The organism is Oryzibacter oryziterrae (genome assembly GCF_021864535.1).
Classification (GTDB): domain Bacteria; phylum Pseudomonadota; class Alphaproteobacteria; order Rhizobiales; family Pleomorphomonadaceae; genus Pleomorphomonas; species Pleomorphomonas oryziterrae.
Window position 1 is genome coordinate 98,581 of record NZ_JAKJIC010000012.1, and the last position, 17,666, is coordinate 116,246.

General features: G+C 64.2%; 14 protein-coding genes. 4 read left to right on the forward strand and 10 right to left on the reverse strand.

All coding sequences use genetic code 11. The features are described from left to right. Window positions 1-73: 73 nt before the first annotated feature. The 9 genes from L2I41_RS14060 to L2I41_RS14100 all read right to left on the reverse strand — a co-directional run bounded on the left by L2I41_RS14060 (window position 74) and on the right by L2I41_RS14100 (window position 10,587). A complete protein-coding gene (locus L2I41_RS14060; RefSeq protein ID WP_237154202.1) occupies window positions 74-1,609 on the reverse strand; it encodes an ABC transporter ATP-binding protein in 1,536 nt (511 codons plus the stop codon). Next, window positions 1,606-2,718, reverse strand: coding sequence for a cyanuric acid amidohydrolase (gene atzD, locus L2I41_RS14065; RefSeq protein WP_237154203.1), 1,113 nt, complete (start codon window positions 2,716-2,718; stop codon window positions 1,606-1,608). The genes L2I41_RS14060 and atzD overlap by 4 nt, the downstream gene beginning before the upstream one ends. Next, window positions 2,718-3,452, reverse strand: a complete 735-nt coding sequence (gene biuH / locus L2I41_RS14070; protein WP_237154204.1) for a biuret amidohydrolase — start codon at window positions 3,450-3,452, stop codon at window positions 2,718-2,720. The genes atzD and biuH overlap by 1 nt, the downstream gene beginning before the upstream one ends. After that, window positions 3,449-3,640, reverse strand: a complete 192-nt coding sequence (locus L2I41_RS14075; RefSeq protein ID WP_237154205.1) for a hypothetical protein — start codon at window positions 3,638-3,640, stop codon at window positions 3,449-3,451. The genes biuH and L2I41_RS14075 overlap by 4 nt, the downstream gene beginning before the upstream one ends. Window positions 3,641-3,683: 43 nt before the next feature. Further along, window positions 3,684-4,604, reverse strand: coding sequence for an ABC transporter permease (locus L2I41_RS14080; RefSeq protein WP_237154206.1), 921 nt, complete (start codon window positions 4,602-4,604; stop codon window positions 3,684-3,686). A gap of 3 nt (window positions 4,605-4,607) precedes the next feature. Beyond that, window positions 4,608-5,705 carry an ABC transporter permease gene (locus L2I41_RS14085; RefSeq protein WP_237154207.1) on the reverse strand — a complete coding sequence of 366 codons (1,098 nt, stop codon included), beginning with the start codon at window positions 5,703-5,705 and terminating at the stop codon, window positions 4,608-4,610. Between the two features lie 344 nt (window positions 5,706-6,049). Further along, on the reverse strand, window positions 6,050-7,165 hold the full coding sequence (locus L2I41_RS14090; protein ID WP_237154208.1) for a BMP family ABC transporter substrate-binding protein: 1,116 nt from the start codon (window positions 7,163-7,165) through the stop codon (window positions 6,050-6,052). Between the two features lie 420 nt (window positions 7,166-7,585). Further along, window positions 7,586-9,844 carry a methyl-accepting chemotaxis protein gene (locus L2I41_RS14095; RefSeq protein WP_237154209.1) on the reverse strand — a complete coding sequence of 753 codons (2,259 nt, stop codon included), beginning with the start codon at window positions 9,842-9,844 and terminating at the stop codon, window positions 7,586-7,588. 443 nt (window positions 9,845-10,287) lie between these two features. Continuing rightward, window positions 10,288-10,587: an Rdx family protein gene (locus tag L2I41_RS14100; RefSeq protein WP_237154210.1), complete on the reverse strand. Its 300-nt coding sequence runs from the start codon at window positions 10,585-10,587 to the stop codon at window positions 10,288-10,290. A gap of 98 nt (window positions 10,588-10,685) precedes the next feature. Here L2I41_RS14100 and L2I41_RS14105 point away from each other — a divergent pair, with 98 nt between their 5' ends. Beyond that, window positions 10,686-10,985: a DUF6455 family protein gene (locus L2I41_RS14105; RefSeq protein WP_237154211.1), complete on the forward strand. Its 300-nt coding sequence runs from the start codon at window positions 10,686-10,688 to the stop codon at window positions 10,983-10,985. Window positions 10,986-11,123: 138 nt separating this feature from the next. On the opposite strand, the gene L2I41_RS14110 is transcribed toward L2I41_RS14105, so the two are convergent. Beyond that, entirely contained in the window at window positions 11,124-12,770 is a 1,647-nt protein-coding gene (locus L2I41_RS14110; RefSeq protein WP_237154212.1) for an EAL domain-containing protein, read from the reverse strand. Between the two features lie 356 nt (window positions 12,771-13,126). Between L2I41_RS14110 and L2I41_RS14115 the strand changes: the two genes are divergently transcribed. The 3 genes from L2I41_RS14115 to L2I41_RS14125 all read left to right on the forward strand — a co-directional run bounded on the left by L2I41_RS14115 (window position 13,127) and on the right by L2I41_RS14125 (window position 17,599). Beyond that, window positions 13,127-14,341, forward strand: a complete 1,215-nt coding sequence (locus L2I41_RS14115) for an aq_1923 C-terminal domain (RefSeq protein WP_237154213.1) — start codon at window positions 13,127-13,129, stop codon at window positions 14,339-14,341. A 347-nt stretch (window positions 14,342-14,688) separates the two neighbouring features. Beyond that, a complete protein-coding gene (locus L2I41_RS14120) occupies window positions 14,689-16,986 on the forward strand; it encodes an aq_1923 C-terminal domain (RefSeq protein ID WP_237154214.1) in 2,298 nt (765 codons plus the stop codon). 376 nt (window positions 16,987-17,362) lie between these two features. Continuing rightward, window positions 17,363-17,599 (forward strand): hypothetical protein, encoded by a 237-nt coding sequence (locus L2I41_RS14125; protein ID WP_237154215.1) that lies wholly within the window; start codon window positions 17,363-17,365, stop codon window positions 17,597-17,599. Window positions 17,600-17,666 lie beyond the last annotated feature (67 nt).

Below are 17,666 nucleotides of genomic sequence, written 5' to 3' on the forward strand. Positions count from 1 at the left end.
ACCGCGAGAAGCGCGGAGTTTCCGGTTTAGGCCTAGTGAAAAGCTCCGAGAGCGTGCCATGGCGGTCGCAGCCTCAGTGATGGCCGGCCATATACTGGCCGATGGTGGTGCGGTCGGTCTCGGCGGCGTTGGCGACGTAGGTTATCTTGCCCTCGCTCATCACCGCGATGCGGTCGGAGAGTTCGAGGATCTCGTCGAGGTCCTCGGAGACAAGAAGGACGGCGGCGCCCCGGTTGCGCTGGTCCATGATCTGGCCGCGGATCTCGGCGATGGAGGCGAAGTCGAGACCGAAGCAAGGATTGGCGACGACGAGCACGTCGACCTCGCTGGAGAGTTCGCGGGCGAGGATGGCGCGCTGGACATTGCCGCCGGAGAGGTTCTGGATCGGTTCGTCGGGACCGGGGGTCTTGACGCGGTAGGAGGCGATGAGTTCGCGCGCCCTCGCCCGCATGGGACCGGGCGACAGCCAGCCCCAGCCCTTGGCGATGGGCGGCTGGTCGAAGGTGCGGAAGGCGAGGTTCTCGGCGACCGACATGCGGGGGACGGCGGCGTTGCGCAGCGGCTCCTCCTGGAAGCCGAAGACCTTGAAGCGGGCCATCTTGCCACGCTCGGGCTCATAGGGCTCACCCTTGACGAAGAAGCGGCCGTCGGCGAGCGGGCGCTGGCCGGACAGGGTCTCGATCAGCTCGGACTGGCCGTTGCCGGAGACGCCGGCGATGCCGACGATCTCGCCGGAGCGCACCTTCAGGCTGACCGCCTCGACGGCCTTCAGGCCTTCGTCGTCATCGGCGAAGACGCCGGCCAGTTCCAGCACCACGGGCTTGTCCTCGAAGGACTGGCGGGCGGCGCGCTCGCGCAGCTTCATGTCGCCGATCATCATGCGGCTCATCTCGCCGACGGTGAGCGATTTGGCGGGGGCCGAGCCGACGAAGGCGCCCTTGCGCAGAACCGTGACGTCGTCGGCAAACTGGGTGACCTCGCGGAACTTGTGCGAGATCATGAGGATGGTGAGGTCGCCCCGCTCGGTCATGCCGCGCAGGAGGCCGAGGATCTCGTCGGCCTCCTGCGGGGTGAGGACAGAGGTGGGCTCGTCGAGGATGAGGAAACGCTGGTCGAGGTAGAGCTGCTTGAGGATTTCCAGCTTCTGCTTCTCGCCGGCGGCCAGAGCGGACACGGGGACATCGAGGGGCACGCGGAAGGGCATGCGGTCGAACAGCTCGTCGAGGCGGGCGCGTTCCTTCTTCCAGTCGATGACCGAGGGGACGTCGGCGCGGGCGATGACCAGGTTTTCGGTGGCGGTGAGCGAGGGTACCAGGGTGAAGTGCTGGTAGACCATGCCGATGCCGAGATCGCGCGCCGCCTTGGGATTGGGGATCTGCACCTCGCGCCCGTCGACCATCACCGCGCCGCGGGTGGGCTGGTAGAAGCCCATGATGCACTTGACCAGCGTGGACTTGCCGGCGCCGTTTTCGCCGAGCAGCGCGTGGAACGAACCCGGCGCGACCTTGACCGACACATCGTCGAGGGCAGTGAGCGGGCCGAAGATCTTGGTCATGCCGACGGTTTCAAGGCCGATGGCGCGCGGGGCGGGACTGGCAAGGGCCGTCATGGGCAGGCTCCGGATCTCGAGGCGATGATGGCAACGGGGCCGCCGCCGTCCGGTCCCTGGTGTTCGGCGCCGCCGGAGACGAAGATCTCGGCGTGTCCGACCAGGGACGACAGGACGCCGGCCACGAAAGCGCGAGCGTGGCGGGTGGAGGAAATGTCGCTGTCGTCCAGCATGGTGTGGCGACGACCGCGCAAGCTGCCGGAAGTACCAGCCTCGGCCTTTGCCAGAAGGGCAACGAGGCGGGTCTGCTCGGCGACCGTCAGCTGGCCATCGGCGGCAAAGCCGAGGCGGCGCAGGCAATCGCGCACGGGCAGGATGTCGATGGAGTCAGCCATCACGGCATGATCGACGGCGAGATCGCCGCTCCAGAGTGCGCTCATGCCGATGACGACGATTTCGTGGTTGAGGAGCTCGACGCCGCCGGACGTGCTGGCGCGGCTGGAACTGAGGGCAAAGTTCCGGCCGATATCGGCGTCGGTGATGGCGTCCAGGGCCACCTCGCCGAGGGCAACGGCAACGCCGAGGGCGGAAGCGCCGCGGGAAAGGCCCATGGACTTCAGGGTGTCGCGCGTCGCTGTGGACTGGCTGGCGGCCTCGGCTTCGGCAATGCGCGCGGCGGTGAGGAGCGGGCACTTGATCTGGACGAAATGCACGTCGGCCGGATCGACGATGCCGGCGTCGGCCATGGCGGCGCGGACGCCGTCGGCGACCATGCGAACCTGATCGCGCCTACCGAGCGCGTGGAACGGCAGATCAGCTGTGTGAACCGAACCGATGGCCAGAGACGGCTGGTCCGGCACCCTGTCGGTCGGGCGGCGTTCCAGCACCAGCAGGTGGGGCGACAGGCCGCCCTCGGTGCCGCCGGACATGACGGTGGAGACGGCATCGACGGCGCCAGCGGGCAGGAAGGCAGCGAGCGTGTCGCGAATGGCGCGCACGGCAAAGGCGCGGGTGAAATCGTTGACGCAGCCGTTGCCCTCGGTCTTGCCGAGGACGGCGACGACGCCGGCAGGGTCAATCGTGGCATCGGTCAGCGCGCGGTGCAGCGCCGACATGTCGTCGGGCGCCGCACAGGGCAGACGGTGCACGAAGGCCTGCCGCACTTGCATCAGATCACCTCGATCAGTGCAGACGACGGGGCGACGGCGCCGAAGACGCCGCCCTGCATCTTGACCATGTCGATGGCGGCAAGGTGGTTGGCGTATTTGGTGGCGCCGCAGCAGTCCTCCACCAGCAGGCATTCGAAGCCGCGGTCGTTGGCTTCGCGCATGGTGGTGTGGACGCAGACGTCGGTGGTGATGCCGGTAAGCACGATGTTGCGGATGCCCTTGAGGCGCAGGATCATTTCAAGATCGGTGGCGCAGAAGGAGCCCTTGCCCGGCTTGTCGATGATGGTTTCGCCCGGCAGCGGGGCGAGTTCTGGGATGATCTCCCAGCCCGGCTCGCCGCGCACGAGGATGCGGCCCTGCGGCCCCTGATCACCGATGCCGGCGCCGATGGCCTGAGAACGCCAGCGCTTGTTGGCGGGCAGATCGGAGAGATCGGGACGATGCCCCTCGCGGGTGTGAATGATGCTGTAGCCGCCGGCGCGCATGGCGGCCATCAGGCGGGCGATGGGTTCGATGGGCGCGCGGGTGAGCGAGATATCGTAGCCCATGCAGTCGACATAGCCGCCGGGGCCGCAGAAGTCGATCTGCATGTCGATGACGATGAGGGCGGTGTTGTCGGGCCGCAGATCGCCGTCGAAGGGCCAGGCGTAGGGCGTGGAGGCGATGGTGCGACCGGCGGGCAGGCGGACGGCCCCCACCCGCTCGTCCAGCGTCGCCGGACTGGTCAGGCTCATGGACAGACCCCGAAGATGTGGCAGCGCGACAGGGGATAGGCGAGCGGGATGATGACGGTCTCGACGGCGCGGCCGTCGGGGTCGCTCGGCATACGATCGGCGTCGGTCCGAGGCGGCGTGGCGCCGGCTTCGTCCTCATCGCTCCGCGGGCGGATCAGCCAGCCGATCAGTGCTTCAAGTCCGTGCATGATATCACTCCCTGCAGTCAGCGTTGAATGTGGATGGAAGGCGTCACTTGGTAATCGACAGTTCGCCCGGCGCGCCCTTCAGGCTGCGCGTCGGCGAGGTGGTGAGGATCATGATGATGAGGGTGAGCAGATAGGGCGCGGCGTTGAAGAAGTGATAGCCGCGCGAGATGCCGATGGATTGCAGTGCCGGACCGAGGGCGCCGGCGGCGCCGAACAGCAGCGCCGCGCCGACGCAGGCCAACGGGTTCCAGCGCGAGAAGATGACGAGAGCAACCGCCATCAGGCCCTGGCCGGAGGAGAGGCCCTCGGTCCAGGAGCCGGGATAGTAGAGCGACAGGAAAGCGCCGCCGATGCCGGCGAGGAAGCCGCCGAAGGCCGTGGCGAGGAAGCGCACCAGATCGACATTGATGCCGAGCGCGAGCGCGGCGGGCGCGCTGTCGCCGGTGGTGCGCAGGATGAGGCCCATGCGCGTGTTGGCGAGCGCCCACCACAGCAACACCGCAAGCGCGATGCCGATGAGGAACAGAGGGTTGATCTCCAGCGCCTTGGCGAGATTGGGATTGTCGGTCCAGAAGCCGAGTGCGATGGACGGCAGATGCGGCGCGACCGGCTGGATGTAGGCCTTGCCGAAGAAGAAGGCGAGACCGGTGCCGAACAGCATCATGGCGATGCCAATGGCGATGTCGTTGACGCCCTTCAGGCGGCAGATGGCGCCGTGCAACGCGCCGAACAGCGAGCCCGAAAGGCCGGCGACGATGACGCCGAGCCAGGGGCTGCCGGTGAGGAAGGAGGTGGCATAGGCGGCCATGGCGCCAAAGACCAGGGTGCCCTCGAGGCCGAGGTTGATGCGGCCGGATTTCTCGGTGAGGCATTCGCCGAGCGCCACGAACATGAAGGGCGTGGACACGCGGATGGCGCCGGCCAGCATGGCGAGCAGCACGGTGACGAGACCGGTATCCTCCATGGATCAGGCTCCCTTCGACTTGAAGACGGCAAAGCGGCCGTAGAAGGTGTCGGAGATGAGGAGCACGACGAACATCAGCCCCTGCAGCACGAGGACGGTGGCATCCGGCAGGTCGAGCCGGCGCTGGATCAACCCGCCGGAGGAGTTGATGGCGCCGAGGAAGATGGCGACCGGCACAATGGCGAGCGGATTGTGGCGGGCGAGGAAGGAGACCAGGATGCCGGTGAAGCCGTAACCGGCCAGCAACGAGGCATTGGCCTTGCCCTGGATCGCGGCCACCTCGAAGAAGCCGGCAAGACCGGCGCAGGCCCCGGCGATGGCGGTGGAAACCAGCACCAGCTTGCCCACCGGCAGGCCCTGCGCCTTGGCGGCGCGGACGTTGCCGCCGGTGATGCGGGCGGCAAAGCCGAAGGTGGTGCGGTTGAGCAGGATCCAGATGAGGACGCAGGCGACGATGCCGGCCGCGAGCCCCCAATGCACCGTGGTGCCGGGGATGGCGCCGATCATGTTGTCGGCGCCGATGGGCATGGTGGAGGGCTTGTTGGGATCGGAGGGATCGCGCAGGGCGCCCTCGACGAAGAAGTTCAGGATCGAGCGGGCGATGTAATAGAGCAGCAGCGAGGAGATGGTCTCGTTGATGCCGCGATAGTGGCGCAGCACGCCGACGGCGCCGATCCAGAGGGCGCCGGCTGCCACGGCGGCGAGCGCCATCAGCGGGAGGATCAGCACCGCCGGGGCGTGGCCGACGAAGGGAATGGCGATGACGGCGGCAGCGAAGCCGCCCAGCACCAGCGCGCCCTCGCCGCCGATGACCACCATGCCCAAACGGGCGGGAATGGCGACGCAAAGCGCGGTGAGGATGAGCGGCGAGGCCCGCACCAGGGTCTGCTGGAAGGCGAAGGCAGAACCAAAGCCGCCTTTCCAGATCAGTTCGACGAAGGTGACCGGCGATTTGCCGAGGGCGAGCAGGAAGAGCGAGAACAGGAGAGCCGAAGCCAGCAGGGCGGCGAGCGGAATGACGACATATTCAGAGCCGCGACGGAGGCGGTCACCGAGATCGGCGAGCGGGTGGGACGGGGTCGTCAGGGTCACATCGGTCATGGGCGGTCCGGTGATCTTGAGGGCGTCTAGTAGTCCTGGCCTGGAAGTGGGTTACCCCCCTCTCCAACTCTCCCCCTCAAGGGGGGAGAGAGTGCGGTGTGGTTCCGCAGAAAGGTGAGTTCCGCGGGTTTACCCCTCTCTCCAACTCTCTCCCGCAAGGGGAGAGAGGGTGTGGCTTGGTTCCGCGGGTTGCTGGATTCAGCGGGTTTTACCCCTCTCTCCAGCTTTTTCCTTTTCCCGTGGGTTTACCCCCCTCTCCAACTCTCCCCCTCAAGGGGGGAGAGTTGGAGAGGGGGGTGCAGGGCGGGGGCTGAACGCGCATTCCCACCGCCCTGCCCTCAGGATCAGGTGATCGAGCCGGAGACGCCTTCGATCAGGTAGTCGGTGGCGTTGAGTTCCGGGGCGTAGTTGTCGAGCGAGGCGCCGGCGGCGACGAGCGGGGTGCCGTCCTGCTTGTTGATGGGGCCGACGAAGATCGGCTTGCCGACCTTGACCTCGGCGCGGGCGGCGTCGGCGGCGGCGATGGCCTCAGGCGTGGCGCCGGCGCCGTAGGGCGTGTTCTGCACGAAGTCGAGATCGAAGCCGCCGCCGATGAAGTTGGGCAGTTCGGTGCCGGCGGTGATCTTGGCGGCGTAATCCTTGTAGATGGTCTCCCACTTGTATTCGGCGCCGGTGATGAAACCCTTGGGCGCAAGCGGGGCCTGGGAGGCGTTGTGACCGCAGGTCTTGACGCCACGACCCTCGGCCGTCTCGATCACCACCTTGGGGCCGTCCACGTGGCAGGTGATGACGTCGGCACCGGCGTCGATCAGAGCGTTAGTGGCTTCGGCTTCACGCACGGGCATGGACCAGTCGCCGGTGAAGATCACCTGCAGCGTGGCCTTGGGATTCACCTTCTTCACGCCGAGCATGAAGGAATTGATGTTGCGCAGCACGGTGCCGATGGGCTTGGCAGCGACGAAGCCGAGCTTGTTCGTCTTGGTCGACAGGCCGGCGGCGATGCCGTCGACATAATGGGCCTGGTCGAGCTGGCCGAAATAGGAACCGGCGTTCTTGGGGTCCTTGTCGGTCCACAGCGGCGCGGCGTGGCGGAACTGGACGTCGGGGTACTTCTTGGCGGTGTCGACAACGAAGGGATTGTAGTAGCCGAAGGAGGTGGCGAAGATCAGCGAGGCGCCGTCGATGTTGATCATCGACTCCATGGACTGGGCGACGGCGACGGTCTCGGGGACGTTCTCTTCCTCGACGACGGTGACGCCCGGGACTTGCTTCAGGGCGGCGGCGGCAACGGCGTGGGCCTGGTTCCAGCCGAAATCGTCCTTGGCGCCGACATAGAGGATGCCGACGGTGAGGCCCTCGGCGCGGGCGGGAAGCGCGGTCAACAGACCGGTTGAGATGCCGACGAAGCCGGCGCCGGTCCCCTTGAGAAATGAGCGGCGAGCAATCCTGCGATCGAACATGACGAAGAAGTCCCCCTGGCTGAAATACGGCCCGCCCTAGGCGGCGGGTGTTGCCAGGACACTCATTCGCAATGCCTATGCCAAATCGGAAAGAGAGTGTTAAGATTTACCTATGCTGTTTCCGATCAAGGTGTTAGGCTGCCCCTCGTTGACTTGGCGCGTGCGGCTGGCCGGAAGTTGCGGCCGGCGGTCAGAGCGATTGCATACAATCGCCCTAAGTATGCCTACGTATTAGGCGCTAGGCAAAATGCCTGCTGCGAAAGCCGGCTCAGGATAGTCCCTCTCCCCGTCACGGCCGCTCAAAGGCCTCTGAAACTGGCCTGATTGTAGGCAAAGCGCATCATTGCGATGGGCAAGCATGGCCAAGCCGCGGCACGAAGCCGTGCGTTTGGGACTGCCCGTGGCCGGCGGAGACGCAGGTCAGGCCGCTACATCGGCAGCGCCGCCAAGGGCCTTCATCTCGGCGTCGGTGAGATGCGAGCCGACGAACTGGCAGCCGAAGGAGTCGTCGCGGACCCAGACGATGGCGGTGTCGATCACCCGTCCCAGCGGCAGGCGAAGGCCGATGTGCTTGCCCTTCACGACCAGAGTGCGGAAGTTGGCATCGACAGCGCGGGCACGGATGCCGCTGGCGGAATAGTCGAGGATGTCGACCTGCGAGCGCGTATCGTCCAGTTGCACTTCCAGGCGGACGTCGGTTTCCTTGCGAATGTAGAGGCGGCGATCGGTCAGCTCGTGCAGAAGCTTGCCGACATCGTGTTCGAGCGTGGCAACGCGGTTGTTCAGGTCGCCGCTCAGCGAGGAGAGATCGCCGGACATCAGTTCGGTGGCGCTCGCCAGCTGCGGCAGCGCGTTGAGACTGTCGACGGCATGGCGGGTGAGCGAGATGGACTGGCCGAGGTTGTCGTTGATGACGTGGATCGCCTGGCTCTGCTCGTTCACCATGCCGGCGATGCTGGTCGAGAGCGAGGACATGCCGTCGATGGCACCGGTGATCTCGGAGACGGCGCCGGCAACCTCGTTGGCGACCGTGCGGATATCCTCGACCTGGCGCTCGATCTCCTCGGTGGCCTTGGCGGTCTGACCGGCCAGTGCCTTCACTTCGGACGCGACGACGGCAAAGCCCCTGCCCGCCTCGCCGGCGCGCGCGGCTTCGATGGTGGCGTTGAGGGCGAGCAGGTTGGTCTGCTGGGCGATGGTGGAGATCAGAGTGGAGATCTCGCCGATGCGGGCGGAGGTTTCGGCAAGCTTGGTGCCGAGCGCCTTGGCGGCCTCGGCGCGCACGCGGGTGCGCTCGGCGTCCTTGGAGGAGCGCGCCGTCTGATCGGAGATGGCGACAATCGCATCGGCGAGCCGGCCGACAGCCCCGATGACGCCATCCACGTCCTGCACGGAGGTGTTGAGGCGGGAGAGCGAGTCCTCGACAGAGGCGCGGGTCTCCGATGCGTTCATCTGCATGGCGCCGGTGGCCTGGCCGATTTCGGTGGTCATCGAATGGATGGATTTCACGACGACTCCGACCGAAGTGCTCAGGGTCTCGGCGACGCCTGCGAGCGCCTTCTTCTGGCTGGCGGCGACTTCAGCGCGGTGCTCGGCGGCGCCGGCTCCGGACACCTTGGCAACGACGCGGTCGCGAAAATAGGCAACGGCACGGGCGACCTTGGCGATTTCGTCCTTGCCGTCGATTCCGTCGATCTGCCCCTCGATGTCCCCATCGCCGAGGCTGCGGATGCGCGTGTCGAGGCCGTTGATGGCGCGGACGATCGACTGGCTCATGACGACGGCAAAGGCGATGGCGGCAGCGGTCACCAGCATCGACAGGCCGAGCATGCTCCACAGGCGGGTCTGGAACCGCCCGATGCGGGAGACGAGCAGCTGGTCGAGCAGCTTGTCGGTGCTGGTCCAATAGGTCTCGGCAGTCTTGATCAGGGCCTGGCGGGCGGCACCGACGCCGGCGAGATCGGCGGAGGCCTTGCGGGCGGGATCACGGATGGCGACGATCGCATCGTTGACGGCCTTGGTGAAGGCGTCGGCGGCGGCGAGCATCGAGGCGGTGGGGCCGGACAGGCCGGGTTCGGCGGTACCGTCGAGATTGCCGGCGATGGCGCCCTTTGAAGAGGCCTCGATGGCGAGCCGCAGGCCGGTGACCTGACCGAGCTCGACCATCAGCGCGGCCTTCTGCGCGTCATCAGGCGCGGCGGTGGCAGCTTCCAGCTCCAGCATGGCGTTCACGAGATGCACACGGCCGACAAGGTCGGGCAAGCGCATCACGGAAATGTCCATGACATAGTAACTGTCGAGATCGGGATCGAGGATGAGATTGGAACTGTTGCCGATGGCGGTGGCGAGATCGCGCAGGGCACCGGTGTGCTTGTCGAGCGGATCGTTCGCCTTCAGCGCCGCGAGGGCTTGGGTGGCAGCCTTGACGTCGGAGGGCATTCCATCGGTCGACAAGGTGGAGATGGTGGCGGCATCGGGCTGGGGCAGCTGATCGGTGGCGGCACCAATGGCGAGAGCCATCGGTCGCAGGAGCGCCATTTCGGCAACGCCCTCGCGCTCGGCATCGGCGAAATTGATGTCCTTGAAGCTTTGCTGAATGAACAGACCACACATCAGCGCCAGGGGCGCAATGAACAGCGCAACGATTGCCCAAAGGCGTGCACGAATGGACAGCGACATCTGATCCTCGAAATCACCCGCTACGATCAAGGAACAACTTCGCATGCCATGGTTAAGGAAGTGCAATCTTTTGCAGGCAGCGTGTCTGCAAATAGATGATTTTCAAAGGGAAATCGGATTGATGCACCTGACGATCCGTCAACGGTGCGCAGCGTACCACCCTGCACAAGCGACAATAAAATAGTTATATTTCACAGTCCAGGCGCACAAAATTGCAATGCAAAACGGCCTGCCCGAAGCACCGATTACGGTTTGGCCAGGGGAGTCCGTTGCAAGACTTGCAAGGGCCGGAGCGAAGCAGAGCGGAGCAGGAGATCGCCGATCGCATTTGCCGCAGGAGGCCGGCCCGGCCTGGCCGGATTGTCGAATCAGCGATCGGTGACGTTCCCGATCGGATTCGAACCTAGAGACGAGGATTGAGCCGGAAATCCGGCAGTTTCCGGTCAACTTTCGCCGCGATGATCCTTGTCCACATGGCCGAGATCACGCTCCGGAGCGATGACATCGCGCACGCGCTGCTTGAGATCCTTGGGACCGGGAAATCCGCCGTCCTTCTTGCGTTCCCACACGATTTCGTCGCCGACGCGGATCTCGAACACGCCGCCTGTGCCGGGGATCAGGGCGACTTCGCCGAGGTCGGTTCCGAAGGTGGACAGCAACTCCTGAGCCATCCAGGCGGAGCGCAACAGCCATTGGCATTGGGTACAAAACTGAATGGACACGCGGGGCTTGCTGTCGGACACGATCACCTCCCTGAAGCTTTGACCCAGATCATCGCAGCAGGCGGTGTTTGCTGCAAACCTGATCAGCGTGAAAATTGTGCATTGATGGAGGGTCACACATGTCCACTGAACCGTCCTCCAAAGCTGAAGGCAAAGCCGAATGCGGCTGCGGCGGGCACGAACGCCCGGAAGCCGAACTGATGCAGCGTATGGCAAAGACGCTGGATACCGACCATCTGCTGGCCGGAATCGAACGCAAGCTGGCCTCCGATCGCTGCCACGCCTGCACGGATCTCGATGCCTGCAAGGTCTGGCTCGACATCACCTCGATCCGAGGTGCGGTGAAGGCACCCAAGTTCTGCCGCAACGCCGACCTGTTCGACGATCTGGCCAACGACGCCGCGGCGTCGTCCTTCTGAGGCAAGGGCAAGCGCCCTGCCCTGACCCAAGACGTGAGACCAATGCGTCGGGATGCCGACGCATTGGAGCTATCAGGATATTTCGAATTTCTCATCTGCCTCGGGGCACGAGGCTTGCGATGCCGCCTTGCGCCGCCATCAGGCGGCGGGGCGCTGTTCCTCGGCCAAGTCCGGTGACGCGTCCGCGTCGGACGCGGCAGCCGGATCGGCCTCGTCCACCGTCAACGCGGCGAAGCTCTCGCCGACCTCGGCTTCAGCCTCGGCATCGGGCGCGGTGCGGGCCGGGGCGACGTCGCCTTGCGCCTTGCGGGCGAACTCCAGGAAGGCCTTGGCAGATAGCGGCGGCGAATAGATATAGCCCTGTGCTGTGGCGACACCGATGGATTTCAGATGCTCGACCTGATCGGTGCGCTCGACACCCTCGGCGATGATGCCGAGACCGAGCTGATTGCCGAGATCCACCAGCGTATCGACGATGGTCTGCGAGGAATGGTCGGTGCCGATGTGATCGATGAACATCTTGTCGATCTTGATGATGTCCACGCCGAGCTTCTGCAGATAGGCAAGACCACCGTGGCCGGTGCCGAAGTCGTCGATCGCGACCTGCGATCCCAGCGCCTGGATGCGACCGATGATGGCGCGCGACAGCGCGATGTCCTTGAGGGGATGCTGCTCGGTGACCTCGAAGCAGAGCTGCTCGTAGCGGATGAGGCTGTCGCCGTAGATCTGCTTGATATCCTCCATGATCTCAAGGTCGTTGAAATGCATGGCGGTGAGGTTGATGGACAGCTTGAACCCGGGATTGCGGTTGTAGAGCTCGCCGACATCGCTGACGGTCTGGGTCATCAGCTGGCGGGTGATGTCGCGAATGAGGCCGGTCGCCTCGGCATAGGGCAGGAACTGGCCGGGCGGAACCATGGTGCCGTCGGGCCGCAGCCAGCGAACCAGAACCTCGCAGCCGCGGATCTCACCGGTGAAGAGGTCGAAGACCGGCTGGTAATAGGGAATGAACTCGCGATTGCGGACAGCACGGGAGAAGGCATCGCCTTCAGAGGCACGCAGCGTGGTCCACAGAGCAAAGCCGAAGGCCAGCACACCGCCGATGGTGGCCATGACGATGGTCATGGTGCGCAGCGAGTTGATGTTGGAGAGCGCGGCGGCCGTCGATGCCGTGACCATCACCTTGATGGGATAGCGCTCGGAAACGGCGTTCTCGATGATGGTGTCGGACTCGCTGGTCGGCTGCCAGTTGCCCACCTGCTTCATCCATTCGGCACCATCCTCAAGATAGACGCCGACAATCGCATTGTCCTGGAAATAGGACGCGCCGGCCTCGATATCGAGGGCCTGCATGGACAGGCGCGCGACCAGGCGGTTGTGATCGTTGATGCGCAGGGTGACGATAGCCTGCCGCATCGTCTTGCGGTCTGAGAGGATGCCGAGCATGACGGTCGGATCGCCCTGCTCCGTGGCCGGCAGCCTGGCCGGCTGGGCAAGCGCGCCCATGGGCTCGCTGCACATCAGCGCACCCGTCTCGTCGGCGATGCCGATCTGGCTGACATATTTCGAGCCGAAGGCCTTCAGGCCGAAGAACTGGCGGCTCTCCGCGCTGCAGTCCTCGTGATTGGACGTGCGAATTTCGCTGAGCAGGGACAGCGCCTCGCCGGTGGCGACTTCGGCGCGCTCAAGATACTGGGCCGCGATGTAGCGCGCCTCTTGCCGCCCCAGGGACAGGGCGTGATGGGACAGGACGTATTCGGACAGCGCAATGGGAGCACCGGTCACGAAAACCGTCACCCCGATCAATCGTATCCATTTGACCAGCCTGTGACCCACGCTACGCCGCCCTTCTGGGCTAGGTCCGTGCCGACGACCTCCATTCTGGACATCGCAAGGGCAATCGGGACTTGATTTCCTATCGCCAAAGACTGTTGCTAGCGGTCGATGAAGAAAGGGTTTGCAAATGTGAAAATTAGAAAGATCTGCAAATTGCGAGAGGCTATGGTTTTCATCCCGTAAACGAGCACCGACCGAGAAAAACCTTGTGCTTGCAGCGACTTTTGGCCACAATGCGGGCCTTATTTCAGTTGCGCAGCCATTGCCCGTCAGGCTCGGGATTCGATTACACTTGGGAGTAAGAAATGGGTTTTCGTTATCGTTTGACTACGTCGGTCACCGCAATCGTCGTCTTCGCCGGGCTGACCGGGACGGGCTATGCCGCGACGCCGGAAGAGTTCACTGCTGCGTTGACCAAGCTGGTCCAGTCGGCCCCCAAGGGCGGCTCGATCACCCTGGGCACGCCGACTGAGCAGGACGGTGCCATCGTCTACAAGGACGTGGTGCTGAAGATGGACAAGGATGAGTCCAAGATTGCCACGCTGACTGTGACCGGTGGCGACGTGGGCGCCGATGGCGCGGTGTCGGCCGAGACGATGCTGGCCGAGGGCGTGAGCGGCAAGTCCGAGAACAACACCTACGAGATCGAATCCTTCGAGCTCGACAATGCGGTGTTCACTGGCAAGGAAACCGGCAACAAGGTTGACTCGGTTGCCATCCAGGGCATCACCAGCACCGAAACCGGCAAGCCGGCGACCAAGATCGACTCGATCAGCCTGGACCTGTCGGATTACGCCAACGACGTGCCGCATGGCGTTGACCTCGCCATTGAAGGCGTGCAGATCGACCCGGCGATTGCCGGCGGCGAAGGCGATGCCACGGCCCAGCAGCTCAAGGCCATGGGTTACGACAAGCTGTCGCTGAACTTCTACGGCACCGGCAGCCTGGACCAGGACAGCGGCGATCTGTCGATCGACGAGCTGACCGTTTCGGGCGACGACATGGGCTCGGTGACGCTGACCGGCGTGCTCGGCGGCTTCAGCCCCGACGTGCTCAAGCAGCTGGCCCAGCCCAACCCGCCGCCGGAAATTGCCACCAAGGTGACCCTCAAGGAAGCTGCGCTGTCCTATTATGACTCGTCGCTGGCCGGCCGCGTGATCTCCATGCAGGCCAAGGCTGCCAACCAGGAGCCGGCCGCCTTCGTCGACCAGATCACCGGCGCCCTGCCGCTGCTGCTGACGGTTGTCGGCAACCAGGGCTTCCAGGACAAGCTGGCCGCTGGCGCCACCACCTTCCTCAAGGACCCCAAGAACATCACCATCTCCGTTGCCCCGGCTACGCCGATCTCGCTGATGGACGTGTTCATGAAGGCCCAGACCGAGCCGCAGGCTCTGCCGGATACGCTGAAGGCTGACGTTGTGGCCAACCAGCCGGAAGACGACGGTGACGAAGACAGCGGCACCGACGGCGGCGACGCTGGCACCGAAGGTGGCGACGCCGGTACCGCTCCGGCCAAGTGATTGGACCAGGCTGTCCGGGCGGTGCAACGTGCATCGCCCGGCCGGCCGTTTTCAGGGACTGTCGTTCCCTTAGTTGTACCCGGTCGCCTGCCCTGCCACAGCGTGAGCGCATCGAGATCGCGGCCTGGAGCCGGACCGAGCGCAGAGCTTTATGCCGCAGGGTCGCTGCCGGCAAAGTCGTCTTACGTTTCAGTTCGATGTGTTGTGTTCGGTCGCGTGCAAGCCGTGCCTCGAGGTCTTCGGGCTTGCCGATTTTTTGCCGATCACCGGATTTGTCGTCACGTTGTTTGAAGCCCGCCACCTAATCGATCGGCGGCTGCTTCCCTTTGAAGGAAGAGACATTCACCATGCGTCGCACCCAAATTCTACGCGCCGGTACCGCGCTGACCCTGTCCTTGCTGAGCACCTCCGCCTTCGCGGGCAACGCCCGGGAAGACCTAGTGATGAAATGGCTCAACGGCACGTCCCTCGGTCTCGACGTCAAGGTGGGCAGCACGTCCTATGATCCGACGACCCAGGCGGTGGTGCTGGAGAATGTGGAGCTCGGCAACATCGAGAAAGACCTGTTCTCCTTCAAGGTCAAGAACATTGCCTTCGAGGACCCGCATCTTGAAGGCCCCAACACCTTCGCCGCCCATGCGATCCGGTCGTCGGGCTACCACATCGAGGTGCATTTCGACGTCGCCAAGTGGTTCCCTGAGTTCACCGAGCTGATCCAGAAGACCGAAGGCGGCGCCACCGGTGGCAGCGACGCGACGGCGACCGACGGCGGCGACGCCGCTGCGACCGACGGCAACTCGGGAGAGACCTCCAACGCGCCGGCGGACAAATCGGCATCGAACAAGAAGCACGGGTCGAGCCGCGACAGTCACAAGAACAAGCAGACGCCGCCTGTCGGCGGCGACATCGCCAGCCCCGACAAGGCCGAAGGCGACGGCTCGACGGCGACGGATACGCCCGCCGAGACGGCAACCAACACGCCGCCTCCGGTGGTGGATTATGCGGTGGACGTGGAGACGCTGACCTATGAGCGCCCAGTGTTCCCGATGACCGGGCCGGACTTCAAGTCCGGCGACAGCCTGTTCTCCAAGTATTTCGCCATTGCCCGCTGGACGACGACATTCCGCGCCGACTGGATCGAGGCCGACAATGTCTCGGTGACCACCAAGGGCGCCGGCGAAGGCGACTTCACCGCCAATTACGAAATGTACTACGTCTCGGGCATGCATGATGGCCGGGCCGAGCGCGCGGGCTTCACCAATTACGAGCAGAAGCCGGTGGAAGCCGGCGGACCGTTCAAGTCGTTCAAGATCGGTGGTGCCTATGTGATCGGCATCGACACCAATGCGATGCTGGAGGCGATCGATCCGGCCGCCTACAAGGACGGCAAGGGCGACGGACAGCGTCGCGTGGTCTACGGCCAGTATGGCATCAACGACCTCTCGGTGGACTTCGACGGCGGCACGATGTCGCTGGGCAACTTCGAAGCGGACAGCGTCTACATGCGGCAGACCGAGAAGCCGCTGGTCTCCTCGCTGGAAAAGATCTTCAAGGATCCGAAGTCGCTGGAGAATGACCCGTTCACGGTGATTACCGACGTTCTGCCCAGCTATACCCAGCTGATGGGCGTCGACTTCATCAAGACCAGCGATTTCAAGGTCGAGGCCGGCGAGGACTTCACCTTCGGCATCGGCTCGATGAACCTGAACAACGTCGACGCCAACGGTATCGGCGCGCTGACCTTCCGCACCATGGACGCCGAATCCAAGACGGCCAGCGCCAAGGGCAGCCTGTCGCTGCTGACCTTCCAGAACATCAAGTTCGGCAGCCTGATGTCGCTGATCAACCTGGGCAAGTCCTCGGCGGAGAATGGCGGCGAGCCGACTCCGGCAGCGATCCGTGACGCGGTGCTGGAAGGCGGCACGCGCATCGACTTCATCGAGGCGGGGGCGCTGTCGGTGGACCTGCCGGACAATCTCAGCTTCGGCTGGGATGCGGCGGCGATCACGCTCGGCAACTACTTCAAGGCCTTGCCGCAGCGTGAGGACATCACCATCACCAATGTGCACTTCCCCACCTCGGTCATCACCGATCCGGACGTGAAGCAGCAGCTGACCGACATGGGCTATGAAACCATCTCGCTGTCCGGCGGCATGACGCTGACCTGGAATACCGAGACGGGCGACGTCGCCCTCGAGGACATGACGCTGCGCGCCAAGGACATGGGCATGGTCTCGGCCGACGTTCACCTTGGCAACCTGCCGCTCTCCATGCTCGACAAGCCCGACGAGCTTGAAGCCCGGGTGCAGGAAGGCACGTTCGTCAGCGGCTCGATCACCTATGGCAACTTCGGCATCGTGGAGAAGGGCTTCGAGCAGCAGGCCAAGAAGCTGAACCAGGACCCGGCGAAGTTCCGCAAGTCCACTGCCGACGCCATTCCGCTGATGCTGACCTTCCTCGACGACAAGGACATCCAGAAGGCTTTCGAAGGGCCGATCAAGGTGTTCCTGAACGACCCGAAGTCGATCACGCTGTCGGTGCAGCCGGACAAGCCGATCTCGTTTGCCAAGCTGCAGACGGTCGACACGACCACGCCGACCGCCCTGTTCAAGCTGCTGAACGTGGATGTGAAGGCCAACGAGTGAGTGTGGCTGTCGATTTCAGCTGACAATCAGGGGCTCGCGGTCAACGCGGGCCCTTTTTGCGTTTGGGGGATGCTGGTCATCGCAAACCGGCGCTCACTCCGCGCGAATGCACACCAATGACAAATTAACCCGCACTGATGGTCGCTTTTCCCTTGCAATGCCGATCAAGCGAGATAGATTTAAGGTTGCAAATCACGAATAACTACCACCAAGAACTCAACATAGGTCCATCATGATTGCAAAGCTCATCCTATCGACTGCGCTTGTCTGTCTCCCGCTCTCAGCCTCTCAAGCCGCCTGCAATCTCAAATCGGCAGCTGGCAACTGGCTTGCCACCAACTTTGATCACAACCGGACCCAGGTGAATGGCGTATCCGTGGCCGAAAGCGAGATCTGCACGGCAACGATCTCCGCGTCCACACCGACCAGCGGCAGCATCAAGGTGAAATGTGGCAAGAACCCTGTTGAGGTGAACACCATCAAGATCACGAACACGGCGACGTGCAACATGGTGGTTGGTGGCGTTGCGAAGGGGCATTTCGATTCCAACATGCAGATGTTCATCGTCAACGTCGGCACCAGTGTCTCGACCTTTGGCAACAAGACATTCTGACGGAACCCGGCTGGGATGGCGCAACTGTTGGCGTCATCCCAAAAGGTTGTAGCGACAGGGAGCGAGC

Coding starts and splice junctions, on each gene's coding strand:
- L2I41_RS14090 (WP_237154208.1), bottom strand. CDS start 7,165: ATGTTCGATCGCAGGATTGCTCGCCGCTCATTTCTCAAGGGGACCGGC.
- L2I41_RS14080 (WP_237154206.1), bottom strand. CDS start 4,604: ATGGAGGATACCGGTCTCGTCACCGTGCTGCTCGCCATGCTGGCCGGC.
- biuH (WP_237154204.1), bottom strand. CDS start 3,452: ATGAGCCTGACCAGTCCGGCGACGCTGGACGAGCGGGTGGGGGCCGTC.
- atzD (WP_237154203.1), bottom strand. CDS start 2,718: ATGCAAGTGCGGCAGGCCTTCGTGCACCGTCTGCCCTGTGCGGCGCCC.
- L2I41_RS14105 (WP_237154211.1), top strand. CDS start 10,686: ATGTCCACTGAACCGTCCTCCAAAGCTGAAGGCAAAGCCGAATGCGGC.
- L2I41_RS14120 (WP_237154214.1), top strand. CDS start 14,689: ATGCGTCGCACCCAAATTCTACGCGCCGGTACCGCGCTGACCCTGTCC.
- L2I41_RS14115 (WP_237154213.1), top strand. CDS start 13,127: ATGGGTTTTCGTTATCGTTTGACTACGTCGGTCACCGCAATCGTCGTC.
- L2I41_RS14075 (WP_237154205.1), bottom strand. CDS start 3,640: ATGCACGGACTTGAAGCACTGATCGGCTGGCTGATCCGCCCGCGGAGC.
- L2I41_RS14060 (WP_237154202.1), bottom strand. CDS start 1,609: ATGACGGCCCTTGCCAGTCCCGCCCCGCGCGCCATCGGCCTTGAAACC.
- L2I41_RS14085 (WP_237154207.1), bottom strand. CDS start 5,705: ATGACCGATGTGACCCTGACGACCCCGTCCCACCCGCTCGCCGATCTC.
- L2I41_RS14095 (WP_237154209.1), bottom strand. CDS start 9,844: ATGTCGCTGTCCATTCGTGCACGCCTTTGGGCAATCGTTGCGCTGTTC.